The following is a 17,996-nucleotide window of genomic DNA, read 5'->3' on the forward strand; positions in this document are numbered from 1 at the left end:
TTACTAATGAATAAAAAACAAACAATAGACCTTGATTTTGACCGTCAGCACATTTGGCATCCCTATACATCTATGACGCAGCCTCTGCCGGTCTACCCAGTAACCCATACTCAAGATAATAAAATTTTCTTACAAAGTAGTGAATGTTTAATCGATGGTATGGCATCATGGTGGAGTGCTATTCACGGCTACGGTCACCCGGTATTAAAAGCCGCCATGCACCAACAAGTAGATACCATGAGCCACGTTATGTTTGGTGGGATCACCCATCAACCAGCCATTGATTTATGTAAAAAATTGGTCGCAATAACTCCTAACAACTTAGAGAAAGTGTTTTTAGCTGATAGCGGCTCTGTCGCCGTCGAAGTTGCCATTAAAATGGCACTGCAATACTGGTTAAGCCAAGGGGTGACTGGCAAACAAAAGCTCATGACTCCATTAAAAGGCTATCACGGCGATACCTTTGCAGCTACGAGTGTGTGCGATCCCATAAATTCAATGCATTCATTATACAGCGGCTTTTTACCTGAACATGTATTTGTTCCGGCCCCCGAAAGCCAGTTTGGCCAACAATTTAACCAACAAGAAGCAGCCCAGCTCAGCGACTATTTTGTTAAGCACCACAAAGAGGTTGCAGCCTTTATCATTGAGCCAATTGTACAAAATGCAGGAGGGATGAACTTTTATCACCCTGAATATTTGCAAGCTGTTCGTCAATTATGTAACGACTATGATGTTTTACTGATATGCGATGAAATTGCCACCGGATTTGGCCGAACAGGCAAAATGTTTGCCGTTGAGCATAGTCAGGTTGAGCCCGATATCATGTGTATCGGTAAAGCTCTTACCGGTGGCACTATGACTCTTTCAGCCACACTCACCACAGCTAAAATAGCTATTGGTATAAGTGAAGGTGAAGCGGGTGTATTAATGCATGGCCCCACTTTTATGGGCAACCCATTAGCCTGTGCGGTCGCATCTGCAAGTATTGATTTATTAGTTGAACAAGATTGGGCAAAACAAATTGCTGAATTGAATCACGCATTAGAATCGCTCACACAATGCAGCGGTTTACCGCAAGTTAAAAATGTAAGAATACTCGGTGGTATTGGTGTCGTTGAATTAACACGCGTGATAGATGTAGAAAAAATTCAACGCTTCTTTATTAGCCAAGGAGTCTGGATACGGCCATTTGGTAAACTTATTTACTTAATGCCCCCCTACATAAGCAGCGAACAAGACATAAATACGCTTTGTAACGCAATTTATGACGCCATCACAGGTGATCACTACTAGGCTAAACTCTCATGTTTGAATGGTAAGTCATTACCATTCAAACATGTAAGCCATTTTGCTGATCATTTTCAGTGGAATGTTATGTTCATTACGTTTTGCATATAAGTGCTGCATCGATTTATCTTTCACTTCACCCACTATCACTTCTTTCACTTGATAGCCTAGTGCAACGGCTGCTTGGCTATAGGCAATAAATTCCCATTTTTTAATATTGGTGTTATCTACAATAACTAAGGGAATTGACTGCGAAAGCGCATTGATAAAGCGTGCTAAATTTAAGTTATGAAACTGTGAGAGTTTAAACTTATCAAACTGATACTCACCCTGCTCGTTGTAAAAATAATCATCAGTTGAGCATATCAAGTATTGGCTTTGATCGCCCAGCACGAGCTCATCAGCAAGGTTTTGCGCATAATAAGACTTACCTGAGCCAGGTAGTCCGCGTAAAATAAAGACTTGTTTCATGGAACCTATAATTGTTAGTTAATTAAATAATGAAAAAGCTATAATGCCATAAAAGCAGCATTATTCGCACATTTACAAGACATTAATTTAAATTAGTGTTTAATTATCCGCCGTTTCATCACAAAAAATTGAAATTTAGCAAAAAAAATTGAAAGAAACAGCAAAGAGTTGCCTCCACATGTTTTTTTATTTTCCGTTCAAAGGTAAGATATGATGTTCAAGTGCAACTAAGCACACATATATTAATGTAGGCAACTTATATCATTGGAGTGAAGATGAGCCACTTAGCGATTTCAGAGCTATTAAAAGGCAAGGTTGCGGTAGACAGCCAAGTAACAGTAAAAGGCTGGATCCGTACACGCCGCGATTCAAAAGCAGGAATTTCATTTTTAGCCGTTCATGACGGTTCATGTTTTGACGCAATTCAAGCGGTAGTGCCTAATTCACTGAATAATTACGAAGAAGTAACGCGTTTAACAGCAAGCTGCTCTGTATCAGTCACTGGTGTACTGGTTAAATCTGAAGGCAAAGGTCAGTCATTCGAAATCCAAGCGAATAAGGTTGAAGTATTAGGTTGGGTAGAAAACCCAGACTCATACCCTATGGCTGCTAAACGTCATAGCATCGAATATTTACGTGAACACGCACACTTACGCCCGCGCACTAACATTATTGGTGCCGTTACTCGTGTTCGTAACTGTTTAGCACAAGCTATTCATCGTTTTTATCACGAGCAAGGCTTTTACTGGATCAGCACGCCTATCATCACAGCGAGTGACTGTGAAGGCGCAGGTGAAATGTTCCGCGTGTCTACACTTGATATGCAAAACTTACCGCGCACAGATAAAGGCGATGTTGATTACAGCGAAGACTTCTTCGGTAAAGAAGCGTTCCTAACGGTTTCGGGTCAGTTAAACGGCGAGACTTACGCGTCTGCAATGTCTAAAATTTATACCTTTGGTCCAACTTTCCGTGCTGAGAACTCCAACACATCTCGCCACCTTGCTGAGTTCTGGATGGTTGAACCAGAAGTCGCTTTTGCTGATCTTGAAGATATCGCCAAGCTTGCAGAGAACATGCTTAAGTATGTGTTTAAAGCTGTACTTGAAGAGCGTCGTGATGACATGGAATTCTTTGCACAACGTGTAGAGAAAACCGCTATCTCACGCTTAGAAGAATTTGTTGAAAAAGACTTTGCACAAGTTGATTACACAGATGCTGTTGAAATACTGAAAGCCTGTGGTAAGAAATTTGAATACGCCGTTGAATGGGGTGTAGATTTACAGTCTGAGCATGAGCGTTACCTTGCTGAAGAGCACTTTAAAGCACCTGTGGTTATTAAAAACTACCCACGTGATATTAAAGCCTTCTACATGCGTCAAAACGAAGACGGTAAAACTGTTGCAGCCATGGACGTTGTTGCACCAGGCATTGGTGAAATCATTGGTGGCTCACAACGTGAAGAACGCCTAGATGTACTTGATGCACGATTAGACGAAATGGGTCTTAATAAAGAAGACTACAGCTGGTACCGCGACTTACGTAAATATGGCTCAGTACCGCACTCTGGTTTTGGTCTAGGCTTTGAGCGTTTAGTTGCTTATGTAACTGGTATGGGCAATGTGCGTGACGTTATTGCCTTCCCGCGTACTAAAGGTAGCGCCACTTACTAAGGTCTAAGCCAATTAGATAACAATAAAAACCAGCTATCTGCTGGTTTTTTATTACTTTTTAGTGAGTTATTGTGCAGTTAAAAAGCGCATAACAGGGTGTTTTTCTTTACTCTCTTACGCAATGCCTAAAACATCCTAACTTGCGTAACTGATAGAATAAATACAAAATAACAAACGAAGACATACACCACAACAAGCCACCAATCTCGATGTTTGCATCAATTAAGCTTATCGTTTCGCCCATCAGCACCTTGGGATTAAGTAAAAAGCTAACTGTGCAGATAACACCGCCATGTGCAGCCCAACTACACAATTGTTCATTATTACACAAGCGTAATTGCAGAAAACTGGTTAACATAAAGATATTCGAACACCATGGTAGTGCTAAAAATAAGTACATGACTTCAAATGTATTGAAAAAAAGAGTGATAGCCAGTACAGCCTGAGACCAGCCTGCCAATAAAATACTGATACCCAACACTGATTGATCCATGGTTGAAAACCCATGGGTGAACAAAGAGGCACAATAAAGAAGCACAGCTATAAAATAAAGTTTAGCGCTCGCATAAGAGTCCATTCGTTTTTCGTCACCATACTCAACTATATAACGTTAACCATAGCACATAAAAAAAGCTGCACACCCAAATTAGGTGCAACAGCTTTTAACAACCAGAATAATTTAAATTTAGAGTGCGTTTTCGAGCTGTGGTAATACCTCGAATAAATCGGCCACTAGACCATAATCTGCCACTTGAAATATAGGCGCATCAGGATCTTTATTAATTGCCACAATCACTTTAGAGTCTTTCATTCCTGCAAGATGCTGAATTGCGCCACTAATACCGACTGCGATATACAAATTAGGTGCAACAATTTTACCGGTTTGCCCCACTTGCATATCGTTTGCTACAAATCCCGCATCAACCGCAGCACGTGATGCACCAATGGCGGCACCTAGCTTATCTGCAATGCCATTTAATAGCGCAAAATTTTCTCCATTTTGCATACCACGACCACCTGAAATAACCACTTCAGCCGCGGTCAGTTCAGGGCGTTCTGATTCAGTTTGTTCAACACTTACAAATTGACTTAAATGATTATCAAAAGTGCTATCTAATGCTGAAACTGTCGCAGCGGCTTGCTCTGTTTGTAAGTCAAAACTGCTTGCTCGTACTGTAATTACTTTTTTACTATCCAGTGACTTCACAGTTGCTATTGCATTACCAGCGTAAATAGGCCGTTTAAACGTCTCAGCATCAACAACATCGATAATTTCTGAAATCTGAGCAACATCTAATAAAGCAGCAACTCGTGGCATAAAGTTTTTACCCGTGGTGGTTGCACTTGCAACTATATGGGAATAATCACCGGCAAGTGATAGCACAAGATCAGCTGTATTTTCTGCTAATTGATGGCCATAGATTGCGTTATCAGCAACCAGAACAGTCGCGACACCATTAATTGACGCAACTTGATTGGCCATTTCACTAATATTTTCACCCAGTACTAACACATCAATTGCATTACCAAGTTTAACGGCCGCATTAATCGTTTTCGAAGTTTCTGGTTTTAAAATACCATTATCATGATCGGCTATTACTAATGTTTTCATTTTAAATCACCTTCGCTTCTGTTTTTAGTTTTTCAACTAGCTGAGCAACATCATCAACAATAATACCGCCACTGCGTTTTACTGGTTCAGAGACAGAAACCAGTTGCGTGCGAGGCGCTAAATCAACACCTAAACTATCCGCCGCGATCACTTCAAGGGGCTTACGTTTGGCTTTCATAATATTTGGTAGCGATGCATACCTAGGCTCATTTAAGCGTAAATCAGTCGTGACTACGGCCGGGAGTTTTAACTCTACTGTTTGTAAACCACCATCAACTTCACGTGTAACCTTAACCATTGCGTTGTCAATATCAAGCTTAGAGGCAAACGTCCCCTGCCCGCGATTCGTAAGAGCAGCAAGCATTTGACCGGTTTGGTTATTATCAGAATCAATTGACTGTTTACCTAAAATAACCAGTTCAGGCGCCTCTTTTTCAACCACTTTAGCGAGGAGCTTAGCAATATGCAGTGACTCTAATTTTTCATCTGTTTCAATATGTATTGCTTTGTCAGCCCCTAATGCTAAGGCTGTACGAAGTTGCTCTTGAGCAGCTTTGGCACCAATAGTTACAGCTATGACTTCGGTGACAGTACCCGCTTCTTTTAAACGTATGGCCTCTTCAATGGCGATTTCACAAAACGGATTCATCGCCATTTTCACATTAGTGAGATCAACGTCACTGTTATCTGATTTAACACGAGCCTTAACGTTATAGTCGATGACTCTTTTTATTGGTACGAGCACTTTCATAGGAACTCCCTGATAATTTAAACCTACAAGCTGACGCACACGTCAACCTATTTATTTTATGAATTCAGACTACTTCCTGTTGACGTAAACGTCAACCTAAAATAACCTTAAACTATTCACAGCCTGTAACGTTTCATTTGCAAGTATGAAATTACCGTGCTTTTAGGTGCAGGCCCGTCACACACAAGAGGTTATTATGGTCGAACGCGAAACCATGGAGTTTGATGTCGTTATTGTTGGAGCAGGCCCTGCAGGCCTTGCTACGGCGATTAAATTAGCTCAACTAGCAAAACAAAAAGAACAAGATTGTATGATTTGCGTGGTTGAAAAAGGGTCAGAGGTTGGTGCACACATTTTATCTGGCGCTATTTTTGAAACCACAGCGTTAGATGAATTGTTACCAAATTGGCAGGAATTAGGGGCTCCTGTCAGCACTAAAGTAACATCGGATGAAATTTACTGGTTTAACAATGAAACTAAAGCAACCTCAATCCCACACTTTGCTACGCCTAAAACGTTTCATAACAACGGTAATTACATCGTCTCTATGGGAAATGTATGCCGTTGGCTTGCAGAGCAAGCTGAAAACTTAGGAGTCGAAATTTTCCCTGGGTTTAGTGCTCACTCGCTAATTATCGAAGATGAAGCAGTTAAAGGTATTATCACCGGTGATATGGGGGTTGATAAAGACGGTAATGAAAAAGATGGTTATATGCCAGGTATGGAGTTGCGAGCAAAGTATACCGTATTTGCTGAAGGTTGCCGTGGGCACTTAGGTAAACAGCTTATAAATCATTTTGCCCTAGATAAAAACGCCTCACCACAACATTATGGTTTAGGTTTTAAAGAAATTTGGCAAATAGACCCATCTAAACATAAAGAAGGAACCGTAGTTCACGGTACTGGCTGGCCATTAGCCAATGATACTAATGGTGGTGCTTTTATGTATCACAGTGAGAATAATCAAGTAGTGGTAGGTTTAATTGTGGATTTAAACTATTCAAATCCACACTTGAGCCCATTTGATGAGTTTCAACGAATGAAGCATCACCCTACTTTTAAAAGTATACTAGAGGGCGGTAAACGACTAGCTTATGGTGCACGTGCTATTGCCAAAGGAGGTTTACACTCATTGCCTAAAATGCATTTTCCTGGCGGCTTATTAGTAGGTTGCGATGCCGGCACTTTGAATTTTGCCAAAATTAAAGGTAACCATACGGCAATGAAGTCAGGCATGATTGCAGCTGAGGTTATTTTTACAGCTATTGAAAACGACAATCAACATACTGACTTAGAACAGTATTCAGAAGCTTTCCAACAAAGTTGGGCTTATAAGGAGCTTTATCAATCGCGTAACTTTGGCCCTGTGATGCATAAGCTAGGGAAGTTTTTCGGTGGAGCATACAATACACTTGATCAAAACCTTTTTTCAGGTGGCCTGCCTTTTAACTTTAAAGATAACACACCGGATCATGCAACCTTAGTAGATCAACATATGGCCACTAAGATTAGCTACCCAAAGCCTGATGGACAATTAAGTTTTGATAAGCTTTCGTCAGTATTTTTATCCAATACTAACCATGAAGAGTCACAACCTTGCCACTTGCAGTTAAAAAATAAAGCGCTGCCTATTGAAGTCAATTTGGTTAAGTTTGACGAGCCTGCACAACGTTACTGCCCAGCCGGAGTATACGAAGTACAACAGGTAGAAGGAAAAGATGAGTTTATCATTAATTCACAAAACTGCGTGCACTGTAAAACCTGTGATATTAAAGATCCGAGCCAAAATATAACCTGGGTCACCCCAGAAGGGGCTGGTGGCCCCAACTACCCAAATATGTAAATCCCTCTAAATTATAAACTAATCCTAAATTGCAGGGGCTTCGGCCCCTTTTTTGCGCTATGCTCAATAATGTCGAGAAATAAAAAGAGAGTAAGTGTATGCCGTCGTCTAGTGTTGTATTTCGTTTTTTAGCAGAACCTACAGATGTAAATTTTGGGGGTAAAGTCCACGGTGGTGTGGTCATGAAATGGATTGACCAAGCAGGCTATGCCTGCGCTGCTGGTTGGAGTGGTCACTACTGTGTGACTGTATCGGTTGCTGGTGTTAAATTTAGACGCCCTATATTAGTCGGTCAAATTGTTGAAGTTGAAGCCAAAATTGCACACACAGGTAAAACCAGTATGCAAATATTCATTCAAGTGCGCTGTGGCGACCCTAAGACTCAAAACTTGGTAGAGACAAACCACTGTATTATCAGCTTTATTGCAATGGATGAAACCGGTTACCCGGTTGCAGTGCCACCTTTTACTGCAGTTACAAAAGAGGATAAACAATTAGAAAACTATGCCATTAAAATGAAAGAAATTGCCATTGAAACAGAAACTTTATTGCATAAGTCTGCACCTGGCTAAGTAAACCTTACAAAGCACCTTGAAAAAGCTGCAACGGTGAAACTGAACAGCTGATTTAAAATAATGCAAAACCGTTGAAATTGACCTAAAAACAATCAAATAACCCGTATTTTATGCAGTTTTTTATTGGCACAAAGACTGCAAATGTATAAACGACGAATAACCAAACGTTATTTTTTATTTTATAAAGGAGCTATTAAATGATTAAATCACTTTCAATTTCTGCCGTTGCTCTTGCATTATTTGGTTTTAACAACGCAGCTCATGCAGAAGTAATTGATATGGATATGCCGAGCATTTATACTGGTATCGGCTATGGGCAGTACTCTTTTGAATTTGAAGATTCTGAAAACGACACAGAATTTGATGATGACTCACAAATGCTAAAAGGTTATGTGGGCGCCCAATTTAATAAATACATCAGCGTTGAGCTTGCTTATCAAAACTTTGATGAAGTTAGCGATATAGATAGCTACGCTGAAATCGACGGCGTTTCATTGGCCGCTCGCCTAGCAGCACCGCTGACAGAAAGCTTTTCAATTTACGCAAAAGGTGGTTGGCTTGAATGGGATGCAGAAGTAACCCAAGATATTCCAGCTGTTGGTAGTGTTTCAGCAGATCAAGATGGTGGCGATGTATTTTATGGTGCCGGTATTGAATATGCCTTTACTCAAAACGTGCAAATGCGTTTAGAGTATGAACGTTATAAATTAGAAGACGATATTGACCCTGATATGGACGTAGCTTCTGTCTCAGTGCAGTATATGTTTTAATTAGACCACCTGGTTTAATATTAAAAGGCAGCATCGGCTGCCTTTTTTTATGTTTACATGTAAAATGCAGTCACACTTAATCCCCTATGACAAATTATGAGCGACTATCAGTTAACGGCCGTAGGCCATATTCACTCTCCATATAAGCAAAAGTTTGCAATCCCACGCCAGCCTAGATTAGTACCGCAAGCTAAAGCCAAACTTGTATTTTGTGCAGATTTCAATCGGGAAGAGTTTGTTAGAGGCTTAGATGAGTTTTCTCATATTTGGCTACTATTTCGTTTTCATGAAACGGCTGATAAAGGCTACTCTGCCATGGTACGGCCGCCACGTTTAGGAGGAAATGACCGTAAAGGTGTATTTGCTACCCGTGCGACCTTTAGACCAAATGCTATCGGTATGAGTGCAGTTAAACTTGAGGGAATTGAGTATCACAACGGCCAACTCAGCTTGCTGTTGTCAGGTATTGATTTATTAGATGGCACACCCATTTTAGACATAAAACCTTATTTACCCTATTCAGACGCGATGACTGACGCCACAGCTGGCTTTGCTGATGTTCGCCCAAAAACGCAAATGAGCGTAGAGTTTAGTGAGTCAGCCACAGCCTTCATTGCTTTGCAAAAGCAATACCCTGAATTAAAAGAATTTATAATAAATGTACTGAAACAAGACCCGCGTCCTGCCTATAAAAAACAAAAACAGGGCGAACAAAGTTATGGCATGACCTTATATGAATTTAACATTCGCTGGCAGGTCAATGGTGAGCATAACTATGTTAGCCACATAGAAAAAGTATAGAAAATATCACTTAGCGCTTTAGTGTAAAAGCAAGCGCTGTTAAACTTAGCGTCTTATTGTAATAATAATTTTATAACTATCGGAAAAAACATGCGTACCAGTCAATATATACTCGCAACACTTAAAGAAACGCCGTCTGATGCTGAGATTATCTCACACCAATTAATGCTTAGAGCTGGCATGATCCGTCGCGTTGCGTCGGGTTTATATACTTGGCTACCCTCTGGTTTACGCGTGTTACGCAAAGTCGAAAATATTGTTCGTGAAGAAATGGATAAAGCAGGCGCAATTGAAATGCTTATGCCTGTTATTCAGCCTGCAGATTTATGGCAAGAATCAGGTCGTTGGGACCAGTTTGGTGATGAATTAGTAAGATTTAACGATCGTCACAACCGCCCATTTGCACTTGGCCCAACTCACGAAGAAGTGATCACTGATTTTGTTCGCAAAGAAATCAGCTCATATAAGCAATTACCACTGACATTATACCAAGTACAAACCAAAGTCCGTGATGAACGCCGCCCTCGTTTTGGTGTAATGCGTGCACGGGAATTTACCATGAAGGACGCTTACTCTTTTCACTTAAGTGATGAGTGTTTAGATGCAACCTATCAAGTAATGCATAAAGCATACTGCAATATCTTTGAGCGCTTAAATTTAGATTACCGTCCGGTTATTGCAGATACAGGTTCAATTGGTGGTAGTGTTTCTCATGAATTCCATGTATTAGCAGAATCAGGTGAAGATGCAATTGCCTTTAGTGACGCCAGTGAGTACGCCGCAAATATTGAAAAGGCAGAAGCACTTGCGCCAACTGAAGCTCGCCCTGCCCCAACAAAAGACTTAAAAGCATTCCCAACACCTGATGCTAAAACTATCAGTGAACTGAAAAAACATTATGGTGTAAAACCACATCGTGGTGTGAAAACACTTATTGTGTATGGCACAGCTGACGAAGAAGGTAAACGTGGTTTGGTTGCACTTGTGCTTAGAGGCGATCATGAGCTGAATGAATTAAAAGCTGAAAAACACCCACTTGTTGCTGCGCCACTTGAAATGGCTACTGAAGCAGATATCGTTGCAGCTATTGGTGCAAAACCAGGTTCACTAGGTCCTGTTGGTTTAGCAATTCCAATTATTGTCGACCGCACAGCCAATGTCATGGCTGATTTTGTCGCGGGTGCAAATAAAGATGATGAGCATTATAGCGGTATAAACTGGGATCGCGATGTTGCCAGTTATGAAGTTGCCGACATTCGTAATATTGTAGAAGGTGATCCTAGTCCTTGCGGCCAAGGCCAATTACAAATTAAACGCGGTATTGAAGTTGGTCATATTTTCCAACTGGGAACAAAATACTCTGAAGCAATGAAAGCCGGTGTTTTAAGTGAGACAGGTAAAAACCAAATTATGACCATGGGTTGTTATGGTATTGGTGTGTCTCGTATCGTTGCCGCAGCAATCGAGCAAAACAATGACCAGTATGGTATTAAGTGGCCACAACCTATTGCGCCTTTTGATTTAGCAATCGTACCTATGAACATGCATAAATCGCATCGTATTCCGGATATTGCTAATAACTTATATCAAGGCTTAAAAGACGCTGGTCTTGACGTGTTATTTGATGACCGTAAAGAACGCCCTGGTGTGATGTTTAATGATATGGAGTTACTAGGTGTACCATTCACCTTAGTTATCGGTGAACGTAACCTAGATGAAAACAAGGTTGAGCTTAAAAATCGCCAAACAGGTGAAAAACTAATGCTTGATTTAGCGACTGCAGTAGAAACAATTAAAGCAGCTATAAGCGCTTAAATTAGATTACTTAGCTAACTCGTTTATAAAAAAACCGCGTAAAGCGGTTTTTTTATATTTAATAATCGACACTATTTAGTGTCGACTCTACTTGCCCTGATTCAGTCAGTAACAGTGTTAATTTATATAGACTTGTGCTTTCGAAGTCTGTAGGTTTCGGCACTATAAGCTGCTGAGTAAATGCCCTGTTAAGTTGGTTTGTCCAGCTAATTGTCAGCTCCTCGCCACTATAGCCTTTGCTCGGAAAGCCTGTACCACAACTGTTATAGGCATCCACCACGCTACATGAGACACGACCATGTGTTTTAGCAACTGATAAAGTAACCTGGTGTAAATCATTTGCGCTTTGGTTTTTAAATTCTACTGCACTCACCTGTAATCTTGGCGTGTTCATTAACTGACAACCAGTAACCGAAGTTAGTAAAATTACAGGTATCATTATTTTCATCATCATTATATCTTTATAATTGTCATAGAGGTTTAGCAAAAGTGTCGTGTAAGCGTAACTAACAATACCTAAATTGGTTATTATTACACCGCGAGTAACACCTCATGAACGATACAGAAAAAAGCGATAAAAAGCACTATCCAGCCGTTTGGATCTCCGATGTACATTTAGGCTATAAAGATTGTCAGGCAGCTTACCTACTTGATTTTTTAAATAGTATTGAATGCGATACTCTATTTTTAGTCGGGGATATAGTAGATCTATGGTCGATGAAAAGGCAGTTTTTTTGGCACCCCAGTCACTATCAAGTGCTAGCGTGTATACAACAGAAGGCACAATCTGGTACTCGTGTTATCTATATACCGGGTAACCATGATGAAACCTTTCGCCATTATGTAGATAACACACTATTTGGTGTTGAAGTCCACCAGCAATATATTCATACCACAAAAGCTAATAAACGCTTTTTACTGGTTCATGGTGATGATTTTGATTCAGCAACACGCTATAACAAATTTATTAGTATTGTTGGCGATGCAGGTTATGACCTATTGCTGTTTTTAAATCGCTGGACAAACCGAACCAGACGATTATTTGGTGGTAATTATTGGTCACTTGCTTCTTGGTTAAAAGCCCGTGTGCATAAAGCACGAGAAGCAATTGAAGCATTTGAAAATGCAGCAATCCATGAAGCCAAAAAACAGGGAGTGGATGGAATTATTTGTGGCCACATTCATCACCCACAGCTCAAAGTAGTTGATGGCATAGTTTACTGTAATGATGGTGATTGGATTGAAAACTGCACCGCTTTAGTCGAACAGGAAAACGGTCTTATTGAACTATTGCATTGGTCAGAGACGCAACGAGTTATTAATTCAGCAGATATTACTGTTATTAATAACCCGCAAGCTAAGCCTGAAAAATCTGCTGCTTAAACTAACAAACTGGTTATGCGTTATGACTTAACCACATAGCCAGTTTGTTTTTCAATGTGTCAGGTTTGATGGGCTTAGTAATATAATCATTCATGCCAGCAGCAATACAACGTTCACGATCACCGGCCATTGCGCTGGCTGTCATAGCAATAATAGGCACATGTAAATATGCATTGCCTGCTGCTCCACAGCGAATTTCAGATGTCGCCTCATACCCATTCATATTCGGCATTTGGCAATCCATTAAAATCACATCAAACGGGGTTTGTTGCTGCTCATTTAACACTTCAATTGCATTAAGACCATCACTTGCACAGGTAATATTTATATGGGTGCGTTTTAATACAGCCTTGGCTACCTCAAGGTTAATCATATTATCATCAACCAAAAGAACATTGTAATCCGATAATTCATATTCCACAGTTGTATCGGTGGGGTTATCCGATGGTAATAAAAAGCTATTATTGGCACCAAAAATACTGGCAAGCTTATAACTAAATTGATCCTGTGTTATTGGTTTGTTCAACACATGACAACTCAGCGGATAAGTCGCTTTAATCTCTTTACTCAGTAATATATCACGCAAAATTAACATGTATTTTTTCTGGTGTTTTTCACACAAGGCGATTAAAGAGTCTAATTGAGGGTGTTCATTATCGATCACCAGTAGATCGACTTTAAGTTCATCACATTTAAACTGATAATCATATCGCTGGATATTGTTGCTCGTTACTTGGCAATTTTTAACAAGAAGGTTTTTGATATTGTGATAGACGCTGTCTTTTTTGATCAACACACCAACTTGAATATCTTCAGCAAGTTCAATCGGGGTATTCAGTTTTTTCTCTGGGGCAACATGTAGCTCTACATATGCAGTAAAGCAGCTGCCAACACCCTTCTCACTCTGCACTTTAATGTCGCCCCCCATTAGTTGGGCAAGCTTACGACAAATTGATAAGCCTAAACCAGTGCCACCAAAATGACGTGTTGTACTACTGTCTTCTTGCGTAAATACTTCAAATAACTTATCAATGTTCTCTGGGGCGATACCAATTCCCGAATCTTTAATAGCAAAACTCATCACTAATTTATCTGCGGTTAAATATTCACAGTCAAGGCTTAAACTTACTTCTCCTTGATGGGTAAATTTAAACGCATTGTTTAGCAAATTAATAAGAATTTGTTTCAGCCTATGACTGTCACCAACCAACATGCGATCAAGAACTTTGTCTGTATTTAATATGATCTCTAATCCTTTACGTTGGCCTTGTAATGCCATTGAAGTGATTAAATCGCTGCAAACGCTTATCACATCAAAACTGTGGTTATCAATATCGAGTTTACCTGCTTCAATTTTTGAAAAATCAAGAATGTCATTTATTAATGTCATTAAAGAGGTTGCACTCGAATTGGCAAGCTTAAGGTAGTTTGATTGCTGATCAGATAATGGCTCTTCTGCTAACATGCCTAGCATGCCAAGAACTCCATTCATAGGCGTACGGATTTCATGAGAAATGTTTGCAACAAAATCACTTTTCGCTTTACTTGCGGCAAGTGCCTCTTCAATCGCCGTTTCAAGCTCTGTGGTACGCTGCGCTACTTTTTGTTCGAGAGATCCATTGAGTGTTTGTAACTCAGTTTGAATTTGTTTTAACGAATTAATATTTCTTAAAATTGCAGCAACTTGATGTTTTTGCGAAAACACATCATAGATTGATGTTAACGTGACTGAATAAAATTGCTGATGTCCATCTCTATCGGTATAAATAGCCTCAAACGGGGGTTTGGTGCCGAATTTTATGGTCGCTGCTATGCAATCTGAATCTTCATCATTAAGTTCAAATAAATCGCTAAACTTAGTAACTCCCTCTGTAAGTTTAAAGTTAGCCTGTGCTGTTTGATTAGACTGGCAAATAACACCGGCTTCTTCTACTGTGAGAATTGCATCAAGGGAGTTTTCAATAATTTTATTGTTTTGCTCTTTTAATGAATGTAATTCTAGCTTGCGGTTTATATAGCGTTGGTACAACAAAAGTAAAAAAAGGATAACCGCAAATAAAGAAGATAAAACTATAATAAAATTATTTCTTCTTTGCGCTATTTCACTGATAAGTATAGTGGTATCAATAGACACTGCCAATTCTAATGGCAACATTGCGATCTCGCCTTCAAACTGAATGCGCTCTTTTAAATAAAATTGCTCCGGTAAGTTGGTCATTGGTAAAGTGCTGAACGATGATATCTCTTGGCTTTGTAAAAATAACTTTGACCATGTTACATCTTGACCAAATTCAAAGCCAAATTGCATACTCTCATCCGGATGATAAAGAAACTGGCTTTTGTTATTTAATAAATAAACGCTGACTCCATTAGCAGTATTTTTAGGCAAATTTTCCAATAAAGGCTGGGCAAAATAGTTAGTCACTAATACTGCAAAAACGAAACCTTGAGAGTCAAACACAGGTTTTGCCACCCGGTAAGTACTGGTATAAGGCTGCTGAATTTCACCATTTTCTCGGTTGTAGTTAATTGGCGAGATATAAACGCTATTTACACCCAACATGCTTGCTTTAAGCATATAATCGCGTTGGCCTTTTTGCTGCAGCGCATCACCTTCAATACGTGTTATCTCATTAGCAACCCGATCTACCCTGATAAATTCTTGGCCTTGATTGGCTAATGTAATATAACGGGCTTGAAATAGGCTTTCATCAGTACGCATGAAACCGCTAAAAATCCCTGCCAAACGGGTTTGCCAAACAAAAACAGGAATATCAAATTCAGGGTCTACACCATTATTATCATTAGCACGGCGAATGCCAGCAACAGGAGGGGTTGAATCCAAAAAATGAACAGATGAAACACTATTATGTAACTGTACTTTGAGGTACTGCTTTTTAGTTTCAAGTGTATGTTTAAGACCAACTTTGGCATTATTATAAACGTCACTGCGGGTTTTTAATTCAAATACATATAGACTGGGTAGCGCTAGCAAAACAGAAATGAGTAATGCTAATAAAAAAATTTTGTTGCTTTTAAACAAACTCGTCAGTGAGCGTGGGCTTTGCATGAAATCAATGCCATATCATTAATTTTGTTATCAACGAGTATAGATCATTTATCCATTTAATTAATCGAAATTTGTAAATTATTTTTCTTATATATTTCCTTTATCAATTCTACAGCAAGTAAATATCATATTGAATAGGCTCAAATTAGCTTATGACGTAATAGCTCTATATTTTATTGCGTTGAGTGTTTTGAAATATTATTAAGAAACTGAATAGAAGAGTGAGTTATATCAGTTTGTAAAATACCCTTTGCTATTTCGAGCTCACTTTGCTCAATAAAATTAGCATCGACAGACTTTAAGTTTATTATATATTCATTGCTTTTTAAATGAACTGGGAAAACAGCATGTTGATAATTTAACCTACGCATCATCTCACTAAGAGGCTGCTCTAAGATAGCTACAAAGCCTTGCCCGAACTTACGATCTTCTTTTGTTCTTTCCATCAACCAATCATACTGCTTCTTGTTTATATATTTATTAGGTAATTCAAGATACTCAATTTCATGCACAACATCACCATCATGTTTGCCAACAAGCATATTATTACCTACTTTTTCATAGCTAATAAATTCGTTTTCATCGTTAATAGGGTCAATACTCATTTCAAAAATTTGCCCAGCAGTTATATTAGGTACCTGATCCGCCATTTTTTTTAACGCTTTTTCCGTCCTTTCGCTAGTTACCTTGTAATCAAGTAAGTATGCACGCTGCTCATTATGCTTAATAATGTATTGCCCTTTCCACTTAACCGTCATCTCGGTAAGCTTTTCACCTTTAAGCAGGTAATCAGTGCGTAAGTAGGTGTCGTTAATTTTAATGGTAATATCAGCAAAGTGATCAGCCTCTTTTATAACTTCATATTTTAACGTTAAATTGTTATATGACGCTAGCGCCTGGCCCGCTGTAAGAACAGCAGCTAATAATCCAATTGACTTTATTATTATGTTCATCGATATCCTTATTGTGAATAATGTATGAGTTTAATTTAAAGGGTACTACTGACTAAAGGCTTTCTCAACAAACAAATTGTTATCAATATATTTATTTCTAACACTGAGCATTGTTCCTTCGAGCAATAAGTGCGAGTATTAAATACATGAAGCTATCTACACCTAAGTTACAGTCATCTGATTGCTAGAGTGTAAAAGTGATAGTTTGACCTACTTTAGCGACATACTTAATACTTTTTGTCGGTACACTAGATTTTTTGTATCTAACAAACTTACGCCATATAAGGGTGCGCTTTAATGATAGAGTGCCAATATGTAACGATAAATAGACAGCAGTGTAACTAAATCGGTTGTAAATAATAACTCCACTGTAAAAGACAAAGGATAGAAAAGACCTAATAAAGGAAAATCAACTTCACTAGTAGAGTTTATGGTAGTTCCCGCTTTAGAATAGTCACCCAATGTTATTACACATCTAAAAATAACTTGTAAGTTAATGACTTACCACCAAACTCATTTGTATTACTTCTAAACAAACCACCTCCAACTTGATTGCTACTTATAATGCAATATTTAATAGGCTATTTTATTTTAAATTAATTTTTGCTAGAGTGAATGTATTTAAAGGCGGGAATTAGTCATGGATGATGAATGACATACTAAGTTTTAAATTTTTTATGAATTTCAAAGTTATTTCAGATTCTACATCTATTTTTCGTAGATTTTTTACCCTCAACGCTACTTTTTATGCAGATAATAAATGAACTTCCTAATATAAGTTTAAAATGATTGAGTTTAATTCAAAATCTCATAGTTTATTACACTATTACACTATTACACTATTACACTATTACACTATTACACTATTACACTATTACACTATTACAGTGAGTATATTACATGATAAAGCAATGTACCAAAAACCTATCATTTAAGCCTAGCGCACAATATCATAATACATATAAATAATGGGCAAATGAGTTTCCATT

Annotated in this window: 15 protein-coding genes; 8 read left to right on the forward strand and 7 right to left on the reverse strand. The window is 38.8% G+C overall.

Annotation, left to right across the window (positions count from 1 at the left end):
* Positions 1–6: 6 nt before the first annotated feature.
* Complete coding sequence (bioA, locus tag NQT69_RS01700) at positions 7–1,296, forward strand: adenosylmethionine--8-amino-7-oxononanoate transaminase (protein ID WP_256825979.1); 1,290 nt, start codon at positions 7–9, stop codon at positions 1,294–1,296.
* A 30-nt stretch (positions 1,297–1,326) separates the two neighbouring features.
* Here the strand turns inward: bioA and NQT69_RS01705 are convergent, their stop codons facing one another.
* Entirely contained in the window at positions 1,327–1,761 is a 435-nt protein-coding gene (locus tag NQT69_RS01705) for an AAA family ATPase (RefSeq protein ID WP_256825980.1), read from the reverse strand.
* A 275-nt stretch (positions 1,762–2,036) separates the two neighbouring features.
* On the opposite strand from NQT69_RS01705, the gene asnS reads away from it, so the two are divergent.
* On the forward strand, positions 2,037–3,434 hold the full coding sequence (gene asnS, locus NQT69_RS01710; RefSeq protein ID WP_087532262.1) for an asparagine--tRNA ligase: 1,398 nt from the start codon (positions 2,037–2,039) through the stop codon (positions 3,432–3,434).
* Positions 3,435–3,540: 106 nt separating this feature from the next.
* Here the strand turns inward: asnS and NQT69_RS01715 are convergent, their stop codons facing one another.
* The 3 genes from NQT69_RS01715 to NQT69_RS01725 form a co-directional block, all read right to left on the reverse strand.
* A complete protein-coding gene (locus NQT69_RS01715) occupies positions 3,541–3,927 on the reverse strand; it encodes a hypothetical protein (RefSeq protein ID WP_256825981.1) in 387 nt (128 codons plus the stop codon).
* A gap of 192 nt (positions 3,928–4,119) precedes the next feature.
* Complete coding sequence (locus NQT69_RS01720) at positions 4,120–5,046, reverse strand: electron transfer flavoprotein subunit alpha/FixB family protein (protein ID WP_256825982.1); 927 nt, start codon at positions 5,044–5,046, stop codon at positions 4,120–4,122.
* A gap of 1 nt (position 5,047) precedes the next feature.
* Complete coding sequence (locus NQT69_RS01725) at positions 5,048–5,797, reverse strand: electron transfer flavoprotein subunit beta/FixA family protein (protein ID WP_256825983.1); 750 nt, start codon at positions 5,795–5,797, stop codon at positions 5,048–5,050.
* 196 nt (positions 5,798–5,993) lie between these two features.
* Here NQT69_RS01725 and NQT69_RS01730 point away from each other — a divergent pair, with 196 nt between their 5' ends.
* The 5 genes from NQT69_RS01730 to NQT69_RS01750 all read left to right on the forward strand — a co-directional run bounded on the left by NQT69_RS01730 (position 5,994) and on the right by NQT69_RS01750 (position 11,601).
* Entirely contained in the window at positions 5,994–7,640 is a 1,647-nt protein-coding gene (locus NQT69_RS01730) for an electron transfer flavoprotein-ubiquinone oxidoreductase (RefSeq protein WP_256825984.1), read from the forward strand.
* A gap of 98 nt (positions 7,641–7,738) precedes the next feature.
* On the forward strand, positions 7,739–8,212 hold the full coding sequence (locus tag NQT69_RS01735; RefSeq protein WP_256825985.1) for an acyl-CoA thioesterase: 474 nt from the start codon (positions 7,739–7,741) through the stop codon (positions 8,210–8,212).
* A gap of 200 nt (positions 8,213–8,412) precedes the next feature.
* Entirely contained in the window at positions 8,413–8,985 is a 573-nt protein-coding gene (locus NQT69_RS01740) for an outer membrane beta-barrel protein (protein WP_256825986.1), read from the forward strand.
* Between the two features lie 96 nt (positions 8,986–9,081).
* A complete protein-coding gene (tsaA, locus tag NQT69_RS01745; RefSeq protein WP_256825987.1) occupies positions 9,082–9,786 on the forward strand; it encodes a tRNA (N6-threonylcarbamoyladenosine(37)-N6)-methyltransferase TrmO in 705 nt (234 codons plus the stop codon).
* Between the two features lie 90 nt (positions 9,787–9,876).
* A complete protein-coding gene (locus NQT69_RS01750; protein ID WP_256825988.1) occupies positions 9,877–11,601 on the forward strand; it encodes a proline--tRNA ligase in 1,725 nt (574 codons plus the stop codon).
* A gap of 58 nt (positions 11,602–11,659) precedes the next feature.
* Here the strand turns inward: NQT69_RS01750 and NQT69_RS01755 are convergent, their stop codons facing one another.
* A complete protein-coding gene (locus NQT69_RS01755; protein ID WP_256825989.1) occupies positions 11,660–12,055 on the reverse strand; it encodes a hypothetical protein in 396 nt (131 codons plus the stop codon).
* A 98-nt stretch (positions 12,056–12,153) separates the two neighbouring features.
* On the opposite strand from NQT69_RS01755, the gene NQT69_RS01760 reads away from it, so the two are divergent.
* Complete coding sequence (locus NQT69_RS01760) at positions 12,154–12,984, forward strand: UDP-2,3-diacylglucosamine diphosphatase (protein WP_256825990.1); 831 nt, start codon at positions 12,154–12,156, stop codon at positions 12,982–12,984.
* A gap of 13 nt (positions 12,985–12,997) precedes the next feature.
* Here NQT69_RS01760 and NQT69_RS01765 read toward each other — a convergent pair whose 3' ends face one another.
* On the reverse strand, positions 12,998–16,054 hold the full coding sequence (locus tag NQT69_RS01765; protein WP_256825991.1) for an ATP-binding protein: 3,057 nt from the start codon (positions 16,052–16,054) through the stop codon (positions 12,998–13,000).
* Between the two features lie 173 nt (positions 16,055–16,227).
* Complete coding sequence (locus tag NQT69_RS01770) at positions 16,228–17,007, reverse strand: hypothetical protein (protein WP_256825992.1); 780 nt, start codon at positions 17,005–17,007, stop codon at positions 16,228–16,230.
* Positions 17,008–17,996 lie beyond the last annotated feature (989 nt).

The organism is Pseudoalteromonas shioyasakiensis, assembly GCF_024518675.1.
Classification (GTDB): domain Bacteria; phylum Pseudomonadota; class Gammaproteobacteria; order Enterobacterales; family Alteromonadaceae; genus Pseudoalteromonas; species Pseudoalteromonas shioyasakiensis_B.